This window comes from Pantoea sp. X-Soil-ISGK-275, from assembly GCF_059730795.1.
The window spans coordinates 1,156,517-1,171,516 of record NZ_AP035976.1; the positions used below are offsets into that span (position 1 = coordinate 1,156,517).

Annotated in this window: 18 protein-coding genes and 1 other RNA gene; 11 read left to right on the plus strand and 8 right to left on the minus strand. The window is 54.1% G+C overall.

The features are described 5' to 3' along the window. The first annotated feature begins 85 nt into the window (after positions 1-85). Complete coding sequence (cof, locus tag AC6I8A_RS05260; RefSeq protein WP_293791528.1) at positions 86-907, plus strand: HMP-PP phosphatase; 822 nt, start codon at positions 86-88, stop codon at positions 905-907. Between the two features lie 34 nt (positions 908-941). Here the strand turns inward: cof and AC6I8A_RS05265 are convergent, their stop codons facing one another. Then, positions 942-1,976: a PLP-dependent cysteine synthase family protein gene (locus tag AC6I8A_RS05265; protein WP_497818131.1), complete on the minus strand. Its 1,035-nt coding sequence runs from the start codon at positions 1,974-1,976 to the stop codon at positions 942-944. A gap of 115 nt (positions 1,977-2,091) precedes the next feature. On the opposite strand from AC6I8A_RS05265, the gene AC6I8A_RS05270 reads away from it, so the two are divergent. The 5 genes from AC6I8A_RS05270 (at position 2,092) to amtB (ending at position 8,035) form a co-directional block, all read left to right on the plus strand. Further along, the gene (locus AC6I8A_RS05270; RefSeq protein WP_312179538.1) at positions 2,092-2,553 is read left to right on the plus strand and encodes an Lrp/AsnC family transcriptional regulator; all 462 of its coding nucleotides are present in this window, start codon (positions 2,092-2,094) and stop codon (positions 2,551-2,553) included. Positions 2,554-2,576: 23 nt separating this feature from the next. Continuing rightward, a complete protein-coding gene (locus AC6I8A_RS05275) occupies positions 2,577-4,346 on the plus strand; it encodes a SmdA family multidrug ABC transporter permease/ATP-binding protein (RefSeq protein ID WP_179451704.1) in 1,770 nt (589 codons plus the stop codon). Beyond that, complete coding sequence (locus tag AC6I8A_RS05280) at positions 4,339-6,114, plus strand: SmdB family multidrug efflux ABC transporter permease/ATP-binding protein (RefSeq protein ID WP_497818132.1); 1,776 nt, start codon at positions 4,339-4,341, stop codon at positions 6,112-6,114. Before AC6I8A_RS05275 ends, AC6I8A_RS05280 begins: the two co-directional genes overlap by 8 nt. 259 nt (positions 6,115-6,373) lie before the next feature. Continuing rightward, a complete protein-coding gene (glnK, locus tag AC6I8A_RS05285; protein ID WP_007886947.1) occupies positions 6,374-6,712 on the plus strand; it encodes a P-II family nitrogen regulator in 339 nt (112 codons plus the stop codon). Positions 6,713-6,745: 33 nt separating this feature from the next. Beyond that, positions 6,746-8,035, plus strand: a complete 1,290-nt coding sequence (amtB, locus tag AC6I8A_RS05290) for an ammonium transporter AmtB (RefSeq protein WP_008103907.1) — start codon at positions 6,746-6,748, stop codon at positions 8,033-8,035. A 71-nt stretch (positions 8,036-8,106) separates the two neighbouring features. Here amtB and tesB read toward each other — a convergent pair whose 3' ends face one another. After that, positions 8,107-8,970, minus strand: a complete 864-nt coding sequence (gene tesB / locus AC6I8A_RS05295; protein ID WP_497818133.1) for an acyl-CoA thioesterase II — start codon at positions 8,968-8,970, stop codon at positions 8,107-8,109. Between the two features lie 205 nt (positions 8,971-9,175). Between tesB and AC6I8A_RS05300 the strand changes: the two genes are divergently transcribed. After that, a complete protein-coding gene (locus AC6I8A_RS05300) occupies positions 9,176-9,733 on the plus strand; it encodes a YbaY family lipoprotein (RefSeq protein WP_256695812.1) in 558 nt (185 codons plus the stop codon). A gap of 181 nt (positions 9,734-9,914) precedes the next feature. Here AC6I8A_RS05300 and AC6I8A_RS05305 read toward each other — a convergent pair whose 3' ends face one another. Then, positions 9,915-10,226: an MGMT family protein gene (locus AC6I8A_RS05305; RefSeq protein ID WP_497818134.1), complete on the minus strand. Its 312-nt coding sequence runs from the start codon at positions 10,224-10,226 to the stop codon at positions 9,915-9,917. A 177-nt stretch (positions 10,227-10,403) separates the two neighbouring features. Here AC6I8A_RS05305 and ffs point away from each other — a divergent pair. Continuing rightward, an RNA gene (gene ffs / locus AC6I8A_RS05310) (signal recognition particle sRNA small type) lies at positions 10,404-10,500 on the plus strand. A gap of 128 nt (positions 10,501-10,628) precedes the next feature. Here ffs and hha read toward each other — a convergent pair. From hha to AC6I8A_RS05325, 3 genes are all read right to left on the minus strand, one after another. Then, complete coding sequence (gene hha / locus AC6I8A_RS05315) at positions 10,629-10,847, minus strand: hemolysin expression-modulating protein Hha (RefSeq protein WP_007886938.1); 219 nt, start codon at positions 10,845-10,847, stop codon at positions 10,629-10,631. 24 nt (positions 10,848-10,871) lie between these two features. Continuing rightward, positions 10,872-11,249, minus strand: a complete 378-nt coding sequence (gene tomB, locus AC6I8A_RS05320; RefSeq protein ID WP_007886936.1) for an Hha toxicity modulator TomB — start codon at positions 11,247-11,249, stop codon at positions 10,872-10,874. A gap of 147 nt (positions 11,250-11,396) precedes the next feature. Continuing rightward, complete coding sequence (locus tag AC6I8A_RS05325; RefSeq protein ID WP_256695814.1) at positions 11,397-11,750, minus strand: hypothetical protein; 354 nt, start codon at positions 11,748-11,750, stop codon at positions 11,397-11,399. Positions 11,751-12,091: 341 nt separating this feature from the next. On the opposite strand from AC6I8A_RS05325, the gene AC6I8A_RS05330 reads away from it, so the two are divergent. The 3 genes from AC6I8A_RS05330 to AC6I8A_RS05340 are packed head-to-tail and all read left to right on the plus strand — an operon-like array spanning position 12,092 to position 14,485. Next, positions 12,092-12,748 carry a metal ABC transporter ATP-binding protein gene (locus tag AC6I8A_RS05330; RefSeq protein ID WP_436331652.1) on the plus strand — a complete coding sequence of 219 codons (657 nt, stop codon included), beginning with the start codon at positions 12,092-12,094 and terminating at the stop codon, positions 12,746-12,748. Then, positions 12,745-13,584: a metal ABC transporter permease gene (locus tag AC6I8A_RS05335; protein ID WP_265299719.1), complete on the plus strand. Its 840-nt coding sequence runs from the start codon at positions 12,745-12,747 to the stop codon at positions 13,582-13,584. Before AC6I8A_RS05330 ends, AC6I8A_RS05335 begins: the two co-directional genes overlap by 4 nt. Positions 13,585-13,606: 22 nt before the next feature. Then, on the plus strand, positions 13,607-14,485 hold the full coding sequence (locus tag AC6I8A_RS05340) for a metal ABC transporter substrate-binding protein (protein WP_497818135.1): 879 nt from the start codon (positions 13,607-13,609) through the stop codon (positions 14,483-14,485). Between the two features lie 44 nt (positions 14,486-14,529). On the opposite strand, the gene ykgO is transcribed toward AC6I8A_RS05340, so the two are convergent. Together ykgO and AC6I8A_RS05350 are read right to left on the minus strand one after the other, a co-directional pair. Further along, positions 14,530-14,670 (minus strand): type B 50S ribosomal protein L36, encoded by a 141-nt coding sequence (gene ykgO, locus AC6I8A_RS05345; protein ID WP_008103894.1) that lies wholly within the window; start codon positions 14,668-14,670, stop codon positions 14,530-14,532. A gap of 15 nt (positions 14,671-14,685) precedes the next feature. Next, positions 14,686-14,943: a type B 50S ribosomal protein L31 gene (locus AC6I8A_RS05350; RefSeq protein WP_008103892.1), complete on the minus strand. Its 258-nt coding sequence runs from the start codon at positions 14,941-14,943 to the stop codon at positions 14,686-14,688. Positions 14,944-15,000 lie beyond the last annotated feature (57 nt).

Consider the following 15,000-nt stretch of genomic DNA (forward strand, 5'->3'; position numbering starts at 1 on the left):
CCGGAACAGTTTTTTAAAAGTATTCACTATTAGTTCCGTAATTACCAGGCGATAGTAACTGCCTCACTCAGACAGGAGAATTCGCATGGCTCGCCTCGCGGCATTTGATATGGATGGCACGCTGTTACTGCCTTCGCACCGGTTAGGAAATGAAACGCTGACAAGCCTGCATGCGTTGCATCAGCTCGGTGTTACGTTGGCGTTTGCCACCGGGCGTCATCTTATGGATATGCAGCGAGTACGCGAACAAATCACCTTGCCTGCGTGGCTGATTACCGGCAACGGCACGCGCATTCACGATCTTGTAGGCAACCAACTTTACGGCTGCGATTTATCGCCATCAGTGGCGGAAGAGGTGATTCATACCCATTGGCAAACGCCCGCCTCGATTCATATTTTCAATGATGAAGGCTGGTTTACCGATAAACCGCTGATCGGTGCGCTGGAAGCGCATGCGATGAGCGGCTTCCACTATCAGCTGCGTAATTTGCGTCAGATGTCGGCGCATGAAGTCACCAAAATCTGTTTTATTGCGCCGCATGAAATGTTGCAGGTGTTAAGAAGTGAATTGCAGGATGCGTTAGGCGATCGGGCTAACATTTGTTTCTCAGCCTGGGATTGCCTGGAAGTGTTGCCGGTTGATTGCCATAAAGGCGCGGCGTTGGGACGTCTGTGCCAGCATCTTTCGCTGTCGCTGGCGGAGTGTATGGCGTTTGGCGATGCCATGAACGATCGCGAAATGCTGGAGCGCGTTGGCAGCGGTTTCATTATGGGCAACGCCATGAATCAACTGAAAGCGTCGTTGCCCCATTTACCGATTATCGGACATTGCGAGACACAGGCGGTGTCTCACTACCTTAATCACTGGATGACCACACCACACCTCGATTATTCCCCCGAATGCTGAGGCTTACAGTGAACCGGACAGGACGTCCGGTTTTTTATTGCAGTTCCCGCACCCAAGGCGCAATTTCGCCGATATTCTGCTCTACCCACTGCGCATTGTAATAGGTGTCCGGATAGCGCTCACCGCTGTCACACAGCAATGTCACCAGAGAACCCTGCTCGCCGTTTTCCCGCATGCGTTTTGCCACTTGCATCATGCCCCAGAAGTTGGTGCCGGTTGAGGCGCCAGGACGACGTCCAAGCACCTTTTCCAACTGCAGCATCGCGGCGATGGTCGCGCCATCCGGCACTTTCATCATCTCGTCAATAACGTCGGGTAGAAACGACGGTTCGACACGCGGACGACCAATGCCTTCAATCAGACTGCCGCGTTCGCTGCGCAACGTTTTGTCGCGGCTTTGCCAGTAGTCAAAGAACACCGAATGCTGCGGATCGACTACCAGCAGGCGCGTGTCATGGCCCTGATAGCGGATATAGCGGCCCAGCGTTGCCGAGGTGCCGCCGGTACCGGCGCTCATGATCACCGTATGCGGCACCGGGAACGGTTCGTGTGACATCTGGCGGAAAATGCTTTCGGCGATATTGTTGTTGCCGCGCCAGTCGGTGGCGCGCTCGGCGTAGGTGAACTGGTCCATAAAGTGGCCATTCAGTTCACGTGCTAAACGCTCGGATTCGCTGTACAGCTGGCAGGGATCGGCAACGAAATGGCACTCGCCACCGTAAAAACCAATCATCTCGATTTTGCGTTTTGCGGTGCTGGCCGGCATTACGGCGATAAACGGCAAACCAAGTAGGCGCGCGAAGTAAGCTTCCGATACCGCAGTACTGCCGGAAGAGGCTTCAATTATTGGCGTATTTTCGTGGATCCAGCCGTTCGCCAGACCATAGAGAAACAGGGAACGCGCCAGGCGATGTTTTAAGCTGCCGCTGGGATGCGTGCTTTCATCTTTGAGATAGAAGTGAATGCCAGGAAAATCATCCAGCTTAAAGCGGATCAAATGCGTATCCGCCGAGCGCTGAAAATCGGCGTTAATTTCATTGATGGCGTGGCGAACCCAGGGCGTTTGCATGTGGTATTTCCGTAATCATTATTGCGCACAGTGTAAGGCACTGGCAGGAAAAAGAGGTTGCTAAAACCGCGCTATAATGGCGAGATTAGAGAAAAATTTTCTCCCGGAGTGGCAAATGTTAGATAAAACTGACCGCACGTTGCTGGCAATGCTGCAGCAGGATTGCACCTTGTCGCTGCAGACGTTGGCCGATGCGGTGAACCTCACCACCACGCCGTGCTGGAAACGCCTGAAAAAACTGGAAGATGATGGCATTATTCGTGCGCGCGTGGCGCTGGTGGACGGCGAAAAAATCGGTCTGTCGCTCACTGCCTTTATGTTTGTCAAAACCCAGCAGCACAGCAGCGAGTGGTTTAAGCAATTTGTCGCCGTGGTGCAGCAAATGCCGGAAGTGATGGCGTTTTACCGCATGGCGGGCGAGTACGACTATTTGCTGCGCATTCAGGTCGCGGACATGAAGAGTTATGACCGCTTTTATAAGCGTCTGGTAAACGGCGTGCCAGGACTGATGGATGTGACCTCCAGTTTTGCCATGGAAGAGATTAAATACACCACCGCCTTGCCGGTAGCGCCCTAGCGGGCACAGAAAGAGACACGCTTGTGCAATTATTCAGCCAGTTAAGTTGGTATTTCCTGCGCGAGTGGCGGCGATATCTGGGCGCCGTCAGCTTGCTGATCGTTATTGCCTTATTGCAATTGCTGCCGCCGCACGTGGTTGGCGTGATTGTCGACGGCGTTACCCAGCATAATTTAAGCGCCGGGCAGATCTTTATGTGGATCGGCGTGATGCTGGTGACGGCGGTGATCGTCTATCTGCTGCGCTACGTCTGGCGCGTGCTGTTGTTTGGCGCATCCTACCAATTAGCCGTTGAGCTACGTGAAGATTTCTATCGTCAGCTCAGTCGTCAGCATCCGGCATTTTATCTGCGTCATCGCACCGGCGATCTGATCGCCCGCGCCACCAATGATGTGGATCGCGTGGTGTTTGCCGCCGGTGAAGGCGTGCTGACGTTGGTGGATTCGCTGGTAATGGGATTGGTGGTGCTGATTGTGATGAGCACCCAAATCAGCTGGGAACTGACGTTACTGGCGCTGATCCCGATGCCGATTATGGCCTTCGCCATTCAGAAAGATGGCGCACGCTTGCATCAGCGCTTCAAAGTGGCGCAGGCGGCGTTCTCCAGCCTGAACGATCAAACCCAGGAAAGCCTGACCAGCATTCGCATGATCAAAGCCTTTGGCCTCGAAGATCATCAGTCGCAGCAGTTTGCTGGCATCGCTGCCGATACCGGCAAGAAAAACCTGCATGTAGCGCGCGTGGATGCGCGTTTTGATCCGATCATCTATATCGCCGTTGGCTTCTCCAACCTGCTGGCGATTGCCGGTGGCGGCTGGATGGTGTGGAACGGCAGCTTGACGCTCGGGCAGCTTACCAGCTTTGTGATGTACCTCGGCCTGATGATTTGGCCGATGCTGGCGCTGGCGTGGATGATCAACATCGTTGAGCGCGGCAGTGCGGCGTGGAGTCGTATCCGCTCCTTGCTGGCGGAAGCACCTGCAGTTGAAGATGGCGCGCAAGTGTTGCCACCCGAACCTGGCGTAATGCAGGTTGCCATTCGTGAGTTTCGCTATCCGGCCAGTTCTGGTCCGGTGCTGAGCCATGTTAACTTCCAGCTAAAACCGGGCCAGATGCTCGGCTTATGCGGGCCAACCGGCTGCGGCAAGAGCACGCTGCTAAGCCTGATTCAGCGCCACTTCGACATCGATCAGGGCGATATTCGCTACCACAATACGCCGCTGCCGCAATTGCGACTCGATAGCTGGCGCAGTCGGTTGGCGGTGGTCAGCCAGACGCCGTTCCTGTTCTCCGACACCATCGCTGCCAATCTGGCGCTGGGCCGCCCCAATGCGACGCAGCAAGAGCTGGAGCGCGTGGCAACCATGGCCTGCGTGCACGACGATATACTGCGCCTGCCACAAGGTTATGAGACCGAAGTGGGCGAGCGCGGCGTGATGTTATCGGGCGGGCAGAAGCAGCGTATTGCGATTGCACGCGCGTTGCTGCTGAATGCGGAAATCCTGATTCTGGATGATGCGCTGTCGGCGGTTGATGGTCGCACTGAACATGACATCCTGCATAACCTGCGCCAATGGGGCAAAGGGCGCACCTTGATTATCAGCGCGCATCGTCTTTCGGCACTCACCGAAGCCAGCGAAATTCTGGTGCTGCAGCAGGGCGCCGTGGCGCAGCGTGGCGATCATGACACTTTGGCGGCCAAAGAGGGCTGGTATCGCGATATGTACCGTTATCAGCAGCTGGAAGCCGCGCTGGATGATGATGAAGTGGCAGAAGGAGCAAGCCGTGGCTAAATCACAACGTTTATGGCCGACGCTGAAACGTCTACTGGCGTATGGCAAACCGTGGCGTAAATCGCTGTGGCTGGCGGTCGGCATGCTGTGGATTGCTGCGGCGGCCGAAGTGACCGGGCCGGTGTTGGTGAGCTACTTCATCGATAATCTGGTGGCGAAACATCAGATGCCGTGGGGCATCGTCGCCAGCCTGCTGGTGGGCTTTATCCTGCTGCAATTGCTGGCTGCCGGTTTGCACTATTTTCAGGCATTGCTGTTTAACCGCGCGGCGATTGGCGTGGTGCAGCAATTGCGCGTAGACGTGATGAACGCGGCGTTGCGCCAGCCTCTCAGCGCCTTCGATACGCAGCCGGTCGGACAAATTATCTCGCGCGTTACCAACGACACCGAAGTGATCAAAGATCTCTACGTCACCGTGGTAGCAACGGTGTTGCGCGCCGCCGCGTTGATTGGTGCGATGCTGGTGGCGATGTTCTCCCTCGACTGGCGCATGGCGCTGGTGGCGATCGTAATTTTCCCGCTGGTGCTGACGGTGATGCTGATTTATCAGCGCTTCAGTACGCCGATTGCGCGTCGCGTGCGCAGCTATCTGGCGGACATCAACAACGGCTTTAATGAAGTGATCAACGGCATGAGCGTGATCCAGCAGTTCCGCCAGCAGGCGCGCTTTGGTGAGCGCATGGGCGAAGCCAGCCGTTCGCACTATCTGGCGCGGATGGAAACGCTGCGGCTGGATGGCTTTTTATTGCGCCCGTTGCTGAGTCTGTTTTCGGCCATGATTTTGTGCGGTTTGCTGATGCTGTTTAGCTTCGCTACGCCGGGCGTGTTTGAAGTCGGCGTGCTTTACGCCTTCATTACCTATCTTGGCCGCCTCAACGAGCCGCTGATTGAACTCACCACGCAGCAGTCGATGCTACAACAAGCTGTGGTGTCCGGCGAGCGCATCTTCGAACTGATGGATGCGGAACAGCAAGGTTATGGCAGCGATATTCAGCCGTTGGCTTCCGGCAGCATTTCGCTGCGCGATGTGAGCTTTGCCTATCGCGATAACCGCGATGTGCTCAGCAACATCAATCTTGAAGTGCCCGCGCGTCATTTTGTTGCGCTGGTGGGGCATACCGGCAGCGGAAAAAGTACGCTGGCGAATTTGCTGATGGGCTATTACCCGGTGACGCGCGGCAGCATTGAGCTGGATGGTCGCCCGCTGCTCCAGCTGTCGCACGCCGCCTTACGTCAAAGCGTTGCGATGGTGCAACAGGATCCGGTTGTGCTGGCGGATTCGCTGCTGGCCAACGTGCGTTTGGGGCGCAATATCCCGGAAGACCAGGTGTGGCAGGCGCTGGAGACGGTGCAGCTGGCACCGCTGGCGCGCAGCATGGCAGACGGCATCCATACGCGTTTAGGCGAGCAGGGCAATAATCTGTCGGTTGGGCAGAAACAGCTACTGGCGCTGGCGCGCGTGTTGGTGTCATTGCCGCAGATCCTGATCCTCGACGAAGCCACGGCCAATATCGATTCCGGTACGGAACAGGCGATTCAGCACGCGTTACGTGCACTACGCCAGCACAGCACGCTGGTGGTGATCGCGCATCGCCTTTCCACCATCACCGAAGCCGATCAGATTTTAGTGCTGCATCGCGGTCAGGTGGTGGAGCGCGGTACGCATGCTGAGCTGCTGGCCGAGCAGGGCCGCTACTGGCAGATGTATCAGCTGCAGCAGGCCGGCGATGAACTCGCGGCGGGCATCCCCGTACAAGCTGAAGGGTGAATTGCACCTTTTTTGCACAGTTTTATCGGAATGTTCTGTATTGATGCACTTCTTTGAGGCTTGAAGCACCAAAGAAGTGCAATATTGCAACACCTTTCCTACACCTCCTCCCCAATCTGCGCTGTGCTTCACATAACGAAGCGTGATGCAGCGCGCCTATGCTACTGACATTCCCCTTTTTTTATTTATGGCACAGCCTTTGCTTATATCCCTACGTGTCCGCGAAGACTCACTCAATTTCTTATCCGGAGGGGAACGTATGAAGCTGGTTACCGTGGTAATCAAACCATTTAAGCTGGAGGACGTGCGTGAAGCCTTATCCTCTATTGGCATTCAGGGACTGACAGTTACCGAGGTTAAAGGTTTCGGTCGCCAGAAAGGTCACGCAGAGCTTTATCGCGGTGCCGAGTACAGCGTTAACTTCCTGCCTAAAGTAAAAATTGATATCGCTATTGCGGACGACCAACTTGATGAAGTGGTCGATGTCATCAGCAAAGCCGCGTATACCGGCAAAATTGGCGACGGCAAGATTTTCGTCGCAGAACTGCAGCGCGTCATTCGTATTCGTACCGGCGAGACCGACGAAGCAGCACTGTAACTGGGGCTCTGAATTGTGATGGGATGGAAAGAAATGAATAAACTGATAACGAAGTTGGGCCTCACCAGCCTTGCGCTGTTACCTTCTCTGGCGATGGCGGCAGCGCCTGCCGTCGCGGATAAAGCCGACAACGCCTTTATGATGATCTGTACCGCGCTGGTACTGTTTATGTCGATTCCAGGCATTGCGCTGTTCTACGGCGGTTTGATCCGCGGTAAGAACGTGCTGTCGATGTTGACGCAGGTGGCAGTGACCTTCTCGCTGGTGTGCGTGCTGTGGGTGATTTACGGCTACTCGCTGGCCTTCAGTGAAGGCAACTCCTTCTTCGGTAGCTTCCAGTGGGCGATGCTGAAAAATATTGAGCTGAAAGCGGTGATGGGCAGCTTCTATCAGTACATTCACGTCGCGTTCCAGGCTTCCTTCGCCTGTATCACCGTCGGTCTGATTGTCGGTGCGCTGGCTGAACGTATTCGCTTCTCCGCAGTACTGATTTTCGTGGTGGTTTGGCTGACGCTGGCTTATCTGCCAATCGCACACATGGTGTGGGCAGGTGGCTTGCTGGCGCAAGATGGCGCGCTCGACTTCGCGGGCGGCACCGTGGTTCACATCAACGCCGCCGTTGCTGGCCTGGTGGGTGCTTACCTGGTGGGCAAACGTGCTGGTTTCGGCAAAGAAGCCTTCAAACCACACAACCTGCCGATGGTGTTCCTTGGTACCGCGATTCTGTATGTGGGCTGGTTCGGCTTCAACGCCGGTTCTGCTTCCTCAGCTAACGAAATCGCTGCGCTGGCGTTCCTGAATACCGTAGTGGCTACGGCGGGTGCGGTGCTGTCGTGGGTGTTCGGCGAGTGGGCGGTACGTGGTAAACCTTCTCTGCTCGGTGCGTGTTCAGGCTTCATCGCTGGTCTGGTCGCGATTACCCCAGCTTGTGGTTATGTCGGTGTCGGCGGCGCGCTGATTATCGGTCTGGCGGGTGGTTTAGCCGGTCTGTGGGGCGTAACGACCCTGAAGAAATGGCTGCGTGTTGATGACCCATGTGATGTGTTCGGTGTGCACGGCGTGTGTGGGATACTCGGTTGTATCCTGACCGGCGTGTTCGCCTCCTCTTCACTGGGCGGCGTAGGCTACGCAGAAGGCGTGACCATGGGCCATCAGGTTTGGATTCAGCTGTTCAGTGTGGGCGTAACCATCGTCTGGACTGCAGTTGTGGCCTTCATTGGCTTCAAACTGGCAGATATGATTGTTGGCCTGCGTGTTCCGGAAGATCAGGAACGTGAAGGTCTGGATGTGAACAGCCACGGCGAGAACGCTTACAACCAGTAACAGCCGGGCTGAAGAAGAGCAGTGCGCTAAAATTATAAAAAGCAGAAGGGGCGATAATATCGCCCCTTTTTTTATGCGTCGCGTTGGCGCATCACGCCTTCCTGCACCGTGGTCGCCACCAGTCTGCCATCCTGCGTATAAAACTCGCCACGCACAAAACCGCGCGCGCCGGAGGCGGAGGTGCTCACCACGCTGTACAACAGCCATTCAGACAAGTCGAACGGGCGATGGAACCACATTGAGTGATCGATGGTGGCAACCTGCATATCGGCTTCGAGGAAGCCTTTACCGTGCGGCTGCAGCGCCACCGGCAGGAAGTTGAGATCCGAGGCATATCCCAAAAGGTATTGATGGATACGACGATCGGTAGGTAACTCGCCGTTTGCACGAATCCACACCTGACGCAGCGGCTCATCAACGTGGCCTTTTAGCGGGTTATGAATCTGTACCGGACGAATATCCAGCGGACGCTCGGCGAGGAATTTTTCTTTCAGTTTGAGTGGCAGATGGGCGGCCAGCTTTTTTGCCAAATCCTGTTCCGATGGCAGATTATCTGGGCCCGGCACCTGCGGCATGCTGTTCTGGTGCTCGAAGCCGCTTTCAGGTGCCTGGAACGAGGCGGTCATGTAGAAGATCGGTTGGCCATTCTGTACCGCGCTGACACGGCGTGCGCTGAAGCTTTTGCCGTCACGCAACGTTTCGACATCGTAAATAATGGCTTTTTGGCTATCGCCTGGACGCAGAAAGTAGCTGTGGAAAGAGTGAATGATGCGCTCTTCCGGCACCGTTTGTTTCGCCGCATACAGCGCCTGGCCAACCACCTGACCACCAAACACCTGGCGCAGACCAAGATCTTCGCTCTGACCACGAAACAGGCCTTCTTCCAGTTTTTCCAGATTTAACAAATTAAGCAGGTTGTGCAGTGCCTGACTCATAGCGGATTCCTCAGCGTGACTAATCGCGTCAGTGTGAAAGATCCGACCAGTTTCCGTCAATGATTTTGCCGCTATTTCAGCGGGCTGGCGGAGGGTTTAGGCGCAATGCCGATATTTGTGCCAGAATTAAGGTCATTCGGCGGCTGAAAAGCTAAGCAATGAATTTACCGCCGACAATCATAGTGTTCATAAGGAGACGACATCGATGAAACTCTGGCAAGTTATTAGCGGTATGACCCTGGCTGCGGCAATTACCGGTTGTGCGGACCACAGTAAGCCGGTAGCCACACCTACACTCGGCTCAGCGGTAGCGGGGCAGCAGGCCGCCATTGCGCAGCCTAATGTTAGTGGTTCTGTGTATATCCGCCAGCGCATCGCGCTGCCACCGGATTCCGTGTTAACTGTGACGCTGTCTGATGCATCGCTGGCCGATGCGCCTTCGAAAGTGCTGTCGCAGCGCGTGGTGCGTACGGAAGGGAAACAGTCACCGTTCCAGTTTGTTCTGCCGTTCAATCCAGCTGACATCCAGCCGAACGCGCGCATTCTGTTAAGTGCGGCGATTTCAATTGATGGCAAGCTGGCGTTTATCACCGATACGGTGAAACCGGTGATTAATCAGGGCGGAACAAAAGCCGAACTGCTGTTGGTTCCCGTGACTAACGTCGCGATGCAAACCCAGCCGGGTGCCGCAACAACCGTGCCTTCGACTTCACCTACGCAGGTGACGCCATCGTCTTCGGTGCCGGCACCGACGAGTATGTAACTTCGATTGATGGGACGAGAGAGCGCCGGAAGTCATCATTGTTCCGTAAAGTCGCTGTCTCGTCCCTGATCGCTCGGCACACGCCATCCATGGCGTGTGACGCTTTACTCCACAACGATGACTTCCGGCGTGTTAAGTTCAGTGCGGTTTGTGGCGGGCTTGTGCGCGACATATCGCACCGCTAAATTTCCCAACGATACTTTTCCAGCTCAATCTCGCCAGCATCGCTCACTTCAATGCCTTCCGCTTCCAGCGCATCACGCTGACGAAACAGATCGTTGCCCTGCAGCGAAATCCTGCCGTGACGATTAATAACGCGAAACCAAGGTAACTTACTGCCTTCCGGCAAACGACGTAATACGCCACCTACCTGACGCGCCGCACGTGGCGATCTGGCCAGTTGTGCAACATCACCGTAAGTGGTGACCTTTCCTGGCGGAATGGCTGCGACAATTTGCCACACGCGCTCGGAGAAATTGTTTTGGTCGCTCATATGCGCACCTATTTTCAGCAGGAAAGGGCAAACTTTAGCATGCAGAAGGGTAGACATCAGCGCATTGCTGTGTGCTTGTGCAAGAAACCAACGGTTGTCGGGCCTGCGCTTGCAATTGCCAGGGGCATACTTGATAATGCCTGCGCTCTCGAAATGAGGGCTTGTCAATGGGGGCCCTGTTGGTTCTCCCGCAATGCTAACTTGTGAACTCGGTCAGATCCGGAAGGAAGCAGCCGCAGCAGGCGACGCGTGTGCCGGGATGTAGCTGGCAGGGCCCCCACCATTTGTACCCGCCTACTACTCCACAGAATTTTACGCACAGAGAAATCTGGCAATCCTTTGCCTGTGATTCAATCCTTGATTAATACGATGATGGTGCAGAGCGGCTGTTAGGGGAAAAACTTAGCGGACGAACTTCCAGACAGAAACCGGTACTTTATCGTAAAGCTTATTCATGGTCAGTTCAGCCAGACGATGATCGGCTGCCGAATAGAATACCGCCAGTTCATTATCAGGTAATTCATACTTGTTTTTTTCGATAACCCGTTCAAGGGTATCGATTGAGCGACAGCGGCGCAGTCGCATCAAATAATCTGTTTTGGTTAAGGCTTGGTTGCTCATAAATAAACCGGTCTCAGTCTGGTGCTAAAAGGAATGGCTAGGTTGTTGGAGATAAGCACACTCTTCGGCAAACAGATTAAATAAACGTTTTGCAGAACGCTGCCACCGTTGTAGATCCTGAGTATTGATTCCATAGCTGCTGAACAGCATAAAGGTATCGTCAAGATATTCATCGATTTGCGTAATCAGGGCTTCATCTTCAACGTGCTTAATTTTGTAATTCATCGTGAAAGAAGCGATATGCTCAATCAAATCGTTGAGCTGTAAATTGCTTTCCGAAGTAGGATCATTAACCCAACCATGATGGCTATCAGTCAATGTCGCCATACTTTCGTCGAACAGGTTCTCACACAGGTATTTAAGCTGGGCAATATCATGCCGTTTCGGTGAGTATTCGTCCATCTTTTTCCCCTCCATAGCTAGCATAGTTACCGCAGCGCGGCGAGATTAGGAAAAGCTACCAGGAAGCGATCTTGAATAAAATTGAATTCAGCGACTCCTTAAATGTAATCCACAATCATTAGCTTTGCTCACCTCAATTACCAAATATTACAATTCATCGGCAGGAGAGGGGCGCTCATTGTCAATCACTTCAAACACCAGCACGCCGGGCTGTACCTGAAACAGCACTTCTTCACGACGCTTAAACGTTTCATTTAAATCCAGGCAAGGATTAAATAAATTCCAGCTGAAATCGTAAAGCATTTTAAATCGATTGTTGTTGGTTGGTTGAATAGAAATAATCTGGAAGCTCTCGGGAACTAATTGCGCGTTTTGAGAATACCACTGTAAATCACCGGCTAATGCCTCGGCTATTTTGAGAATATTCCCCTGGATAATTCTTAGCAACTTTTCGCAATCGTCCTCATCCACAGCAATATCACAATGAATAATAGACGGCATTTTGAATCCAGTAAAAGAATGATGTTTCTATCATTGAGCTTATTGGGTGACATTGCAAGTCGCTAATAAACAGAAAGAGTAATCGTTGTGATGGGTTTCATAACTCAATCATGGCGAAACGGCGAATTACAGCGGTAATCGTCTTGAGCGATCAACTTTTGAAACACTTTTGCGCGGGCGCAACAGAGGAAGAGTCGGGTAGTATAATTGTTATGTTATAACATTAGTTGGTCGTTGAGTATGAAACACAGCGGTTTACTTCTTTCCCTTGGCGGCCGTTTGCTGGTTGCGCTGATGCTGATTGCGTTGTTGGCAGTAGCCTTATGGTGGGGCATGCAAAAATGATGCATTTCAACCGCTTACAAGCAGGTTATCAAGGCCGTGCGGTGACGCCTGTCGTTAATGGTGAGCTGGTAACGGGTAGCATGACCGCGTTAATTGGCGCTAACGGCACCGGCAAATCGACCTTACTGAAAACCATTGCCGGCTTACTTCCGCCGATTTCAGGCTGCTGCGAGTTGCATATCCCGCGTAAAGCGCTGGGCTGGTTACCGCAACGCAGTGAACTCGAAACCCGCTTTCCTCTTACTGCGTATGAACTGGTAGCGATGGGCTGCTGGCCACGCAGCGGCTGGTTTGGTGGCATTAATCGCGCCTTACGTCTGGAAATTGATGCCGCGCTGGATGCGGTGCAAATGCGTGAGTTTGCCGATGCGCAGCCAGCCACGTTATCTGGCGGACAACTGCAGCGCGTGCTGTTCGCGCGCTTAATGCTGCAGCGCAGCCAGCTCTGGCTACTGGATGAACCTTTCAACGGCATTGATAGCCAAACCGTCACTTTACTGATGTCGATCCTCGAACAGCAACAGCAGGCGGGCACCACATTATTAGTGGTGCTACACGATCGGCCGCTGGTGGCGCGCTATTTTCAGGATGTGTTATCGCTCGATGACGCTGATTCCGCACAAACGCCAACGTTGCGCAGGGTAGCGTCGTGACATTACTTCAACCCTTTATCGAATTTGGTTTCATGCGCCGTGCGTTGGTTGCCTGCATTGCATTAGCCATTAGCGCCACGCCGCTGGGCGTTTTTCTCTCCCTACGCCGCATGAGTCTGGTCGGCGATGCGCTATCACATGCGGTATTACCCGGTGCGGCGATTGGATATCTGGTGTCGGGATTATCGCTGGTGGCGATGGGCATTGGCGGCCTGATTGCCGGTCTGGCGGTGGCGCTGCTCTCGGGCGCGGTCAGCCGTTACACGCACCTCAAAGAGGATGCCAGTTTCTCGGGCTTCTACCTCGGTTCTCTCGCACTCGGCGTCACGCTGGTGTCACTGCGTGGTTCCAGCGTCGATCTACTCCACGTGTTATTTGGATCGCTGCTAGCCGTGGATAACGCGGCAATTCTGTTGGTTGGCGGCATTGCCGCTACCACTCTGCTGCTGCTGGCGGTGATCTTCCGTCCGCTGGTGATCGATGCCTTCGATCCCGATTTTCTGCGCGCACAGGGCAAATGGAGCGCACCGCTGGTGCACGGTCTGTTCCTAATGCTGGTGGTGCTTAATCTGGTGGCGGGCTTTCAGGTGCTGGGTACGCTGATGTCGGTGGGATTGATGATGCTGCCGGCCACCAGCGCACGCTTCTGGAGTCGCCATCTGGCTTGCATGCTCGGCATCGCCATGTTGCTGGCGATCGTCTCTGCGTTTATCGGTCTGATTCTTTCGTGGCATTTCTCGCTTCCGGCTGGACCGGCGGTGGTGCTGAGTGCTGCGGTGCTGTTTCTGCTTTCTGTTTTGACAGGACCATGTGGCGGCCTGTTGCGCCGTCGATAACGAAATCAATAAGGGGATATAAATGAAAAAGTTACCGTTGAGTCTGGCGATTGGCGCCATGCTGATTAGCCCACTGTCGCTGGCGAAGAGCGTTGATGTTGTGGCGAGCTTCACCGTGCTGGCGGATATCGTTAAACAGGTCGGTGGCGATCACGTCAACGTGAAATCGCTGGTCGGCCCGAATGACGATCCGCACACCTTCGAACCGACGCCGCAAGATAGCCAGGCGCTGTCGAAAGCGGATGTGGTGTTTGTAAGCGGTTTGGGCATGGAAGGTTGGATGGATCGCCTGATCAGCGCGTCAGGTTATAAAGGCACCCTCGTCGTGGCCTCGAACGGCGTTAACACGCGCAAGATGGAAGAGGACGGTAAAAGCGTCACCGATCCCCACGCGTGGAACAGCATGCAAAACGGTGTGATCTACGCCACCAATGTGATGAATGCACTGATCAAAGCCGATCCTGAAGATGCGGCGGATATTCGTAAAAGCGGTGAAAGTTACATTCAGCAGCTGCAGAAGCTGGATAGCTGGGCGAAAACCGCCTTTGCTGAAGTACCGAAGAACAAGCGTAAGGTGCTGACCAGCCACGATGCCTTTGGCTACTTTGGCCAACGTTATGGCGTTAGTTTCCTTGCGCCGGTGGGCTTCTCGACTGAAGCGGAAGCCAGCGCCAGCGATGTGGCTTCGATCATCAACCAGCTGAAGGCCGAGCACATCAAAACTTACTTCATGGAGAATCAAACCGATCCGCGTCTGGTAAAACAGATTGCCAGCGAAACCGGCGCACAGCCGGGCGGGGAACTCTATCCGGAGGCCTTGTCGGAAGCGAATGGCCCGGCAGCGACCTATGTGGCCGCATTCAAACACAATGTGGACGCCATTCTGCATAGCATGAAGTAAAAAAAAGGCCGGGGAGCATCCCGGCCAATTATCACGACACTTTCCTACCTTTTTTTCTTTCTTCCCTGAACCGCCTTAAAGCGCGGGTTGGTTTTGCAAATCACATAGATGCGACCTTTACGACGCACGACTTTGCAATCTTTATGGCGCGTCTTGGCAGAGCGCAATGAACTTAATACCTGCATCTCTTCTCTCCAGCCTTACTTGTTGCGCGACAGGAAGCTGCCAAAACGCTGATTGAAGCGCGCGGTGCTGCCTTCTTTGGCGAAATCTTTCTGCTTGCCGGTATAGAACACGTGAGATTTTGACGAGACATCCAGCGTGACATACGGCAGCACTTCACCTTCAAACTCAATGGTGCGCTCAGTCTTAATCGTGGAGCCGACTTTGAAGTATTCGTTGGCCGAGGTGTCGTGGAACACCACTGGGCGATAAAGGGGATGGATATTCGGTTTCATAGTCACCTTGTTGTGTAATGTTATACTATAACAATATTATGAGCCTGAAAATGGCTG

What these genes read in the sequence shown, in the direction of transcription:
- AC6I8A_RS05340 (WP_497818135.1), top strand. Translation starts at nt 13,607, where the DNA reads ATGAAAAAGTTACCGTTGAGTCTGGCGATTGGCGCCATGCTGATTAGC.
- AC6I8A_RS05305 (WP_497818134.1), bottom strand. Translation starts at nt 10,226, where the DNA reads ATGAGCGACCAAAACAATTTCTCCGAGCGCGTGTGGCAAATTGTCGCA.
- AC6I8A_RS05325 (WP_256695814.1), bottom strand. Translation starts at nt 11,750, where the DNA reads ATGCCGTCTATTATTCATTGTGATATTGCTGTGGATGAGGACGATTGC.
- ykgO (WP_008103894.1), bottom strand. Translation starts at nt 14,670, where the DNA reads ATGCAGGTATTAAGTTCATTGCGCTCTGCCAAGACGCGCCATAAAGAT.
- AC6I8A_RS05265 (WP_497818131.1), bottom strand. Translation starts at nt 1,976, where the DNA reads ATGCAAACGCCCTGGGTTCGCCACGCCATCAATGAAATTAACGCCGAT.
- tesB (WP_497818133.1), bottom strand. Translation starts at nt 8,970, where the DNA reads ATGAGTCAGGCACTGCACAACCTGCTTAATTTGTTAAATCTGGAAAAA.
- amtB (WP_008103907.1), top strand. Translation starts at nt 6,746, where the DNA reads ATGAATAAACTGATAACGAAGTTGGGCCTCACCAGCCTTGCGCTGTTA.
- AC6I8A_RS05350 (WP_008103892.1), bottom strand. Translation starts at nt 14,943, where the DNA reads ATGAAACCGAATATCCATCCCCTTTATCGCCCAGTGGTGTTCCACGAC.
- hha (WP_007886938.1), bottom strand. Translation starts at nt 10,847, where the DNA reads ATGAGCAACCAAGCCTTAACCAAAACAGATTATTTGATGCGACTGCGC.
- tomB (WP_007886936.1), bottom strand. Translation starts at nt 11,249, where the DNA reads ATGGACGAATACTCACCGAAACGGCATGATATTGCCCAGCTTAAATAC.
- glnK (WP_007886947.1), top strand. Translation starts at nt 6,374, where the DNA reads ATGAAGCTGGTTACCGTGGTAATCAAACCATTTAAGCTGGAGGACGTG.
- cof (WP_293791528.1), top strand. Translation starts at nt 86, where the DNA reads ATGGCTCGCCTCGCGGCATTTGATATGGATGGCACGCTGTTACTGCCT.
- AC6I8A_RS05300 (WP_256695812.1), top strand. Translation starts at nt 9,176, where the DNA reads ATGAAACTCTGGCAAGTTATTAGCGGTATGACCCTGGCTGCGGCAATT.
- AC6I8A_RS05330 (WP_436331652.1), top strand. Translation starts at nt 12,092, where the DNA reads ATGATGCATTTCAACCGCTTACAAGCAGGTTATCAAGGCCGTGCGGTG.
- AC6I8A_RS05270 (WP_312179538.1), top strand. Translation starts at nt 2,092, where the DNA reads ATGTTAGATAAAACTGACCGCACGTTGCTGGCAATGCTGCAGCAGGAT.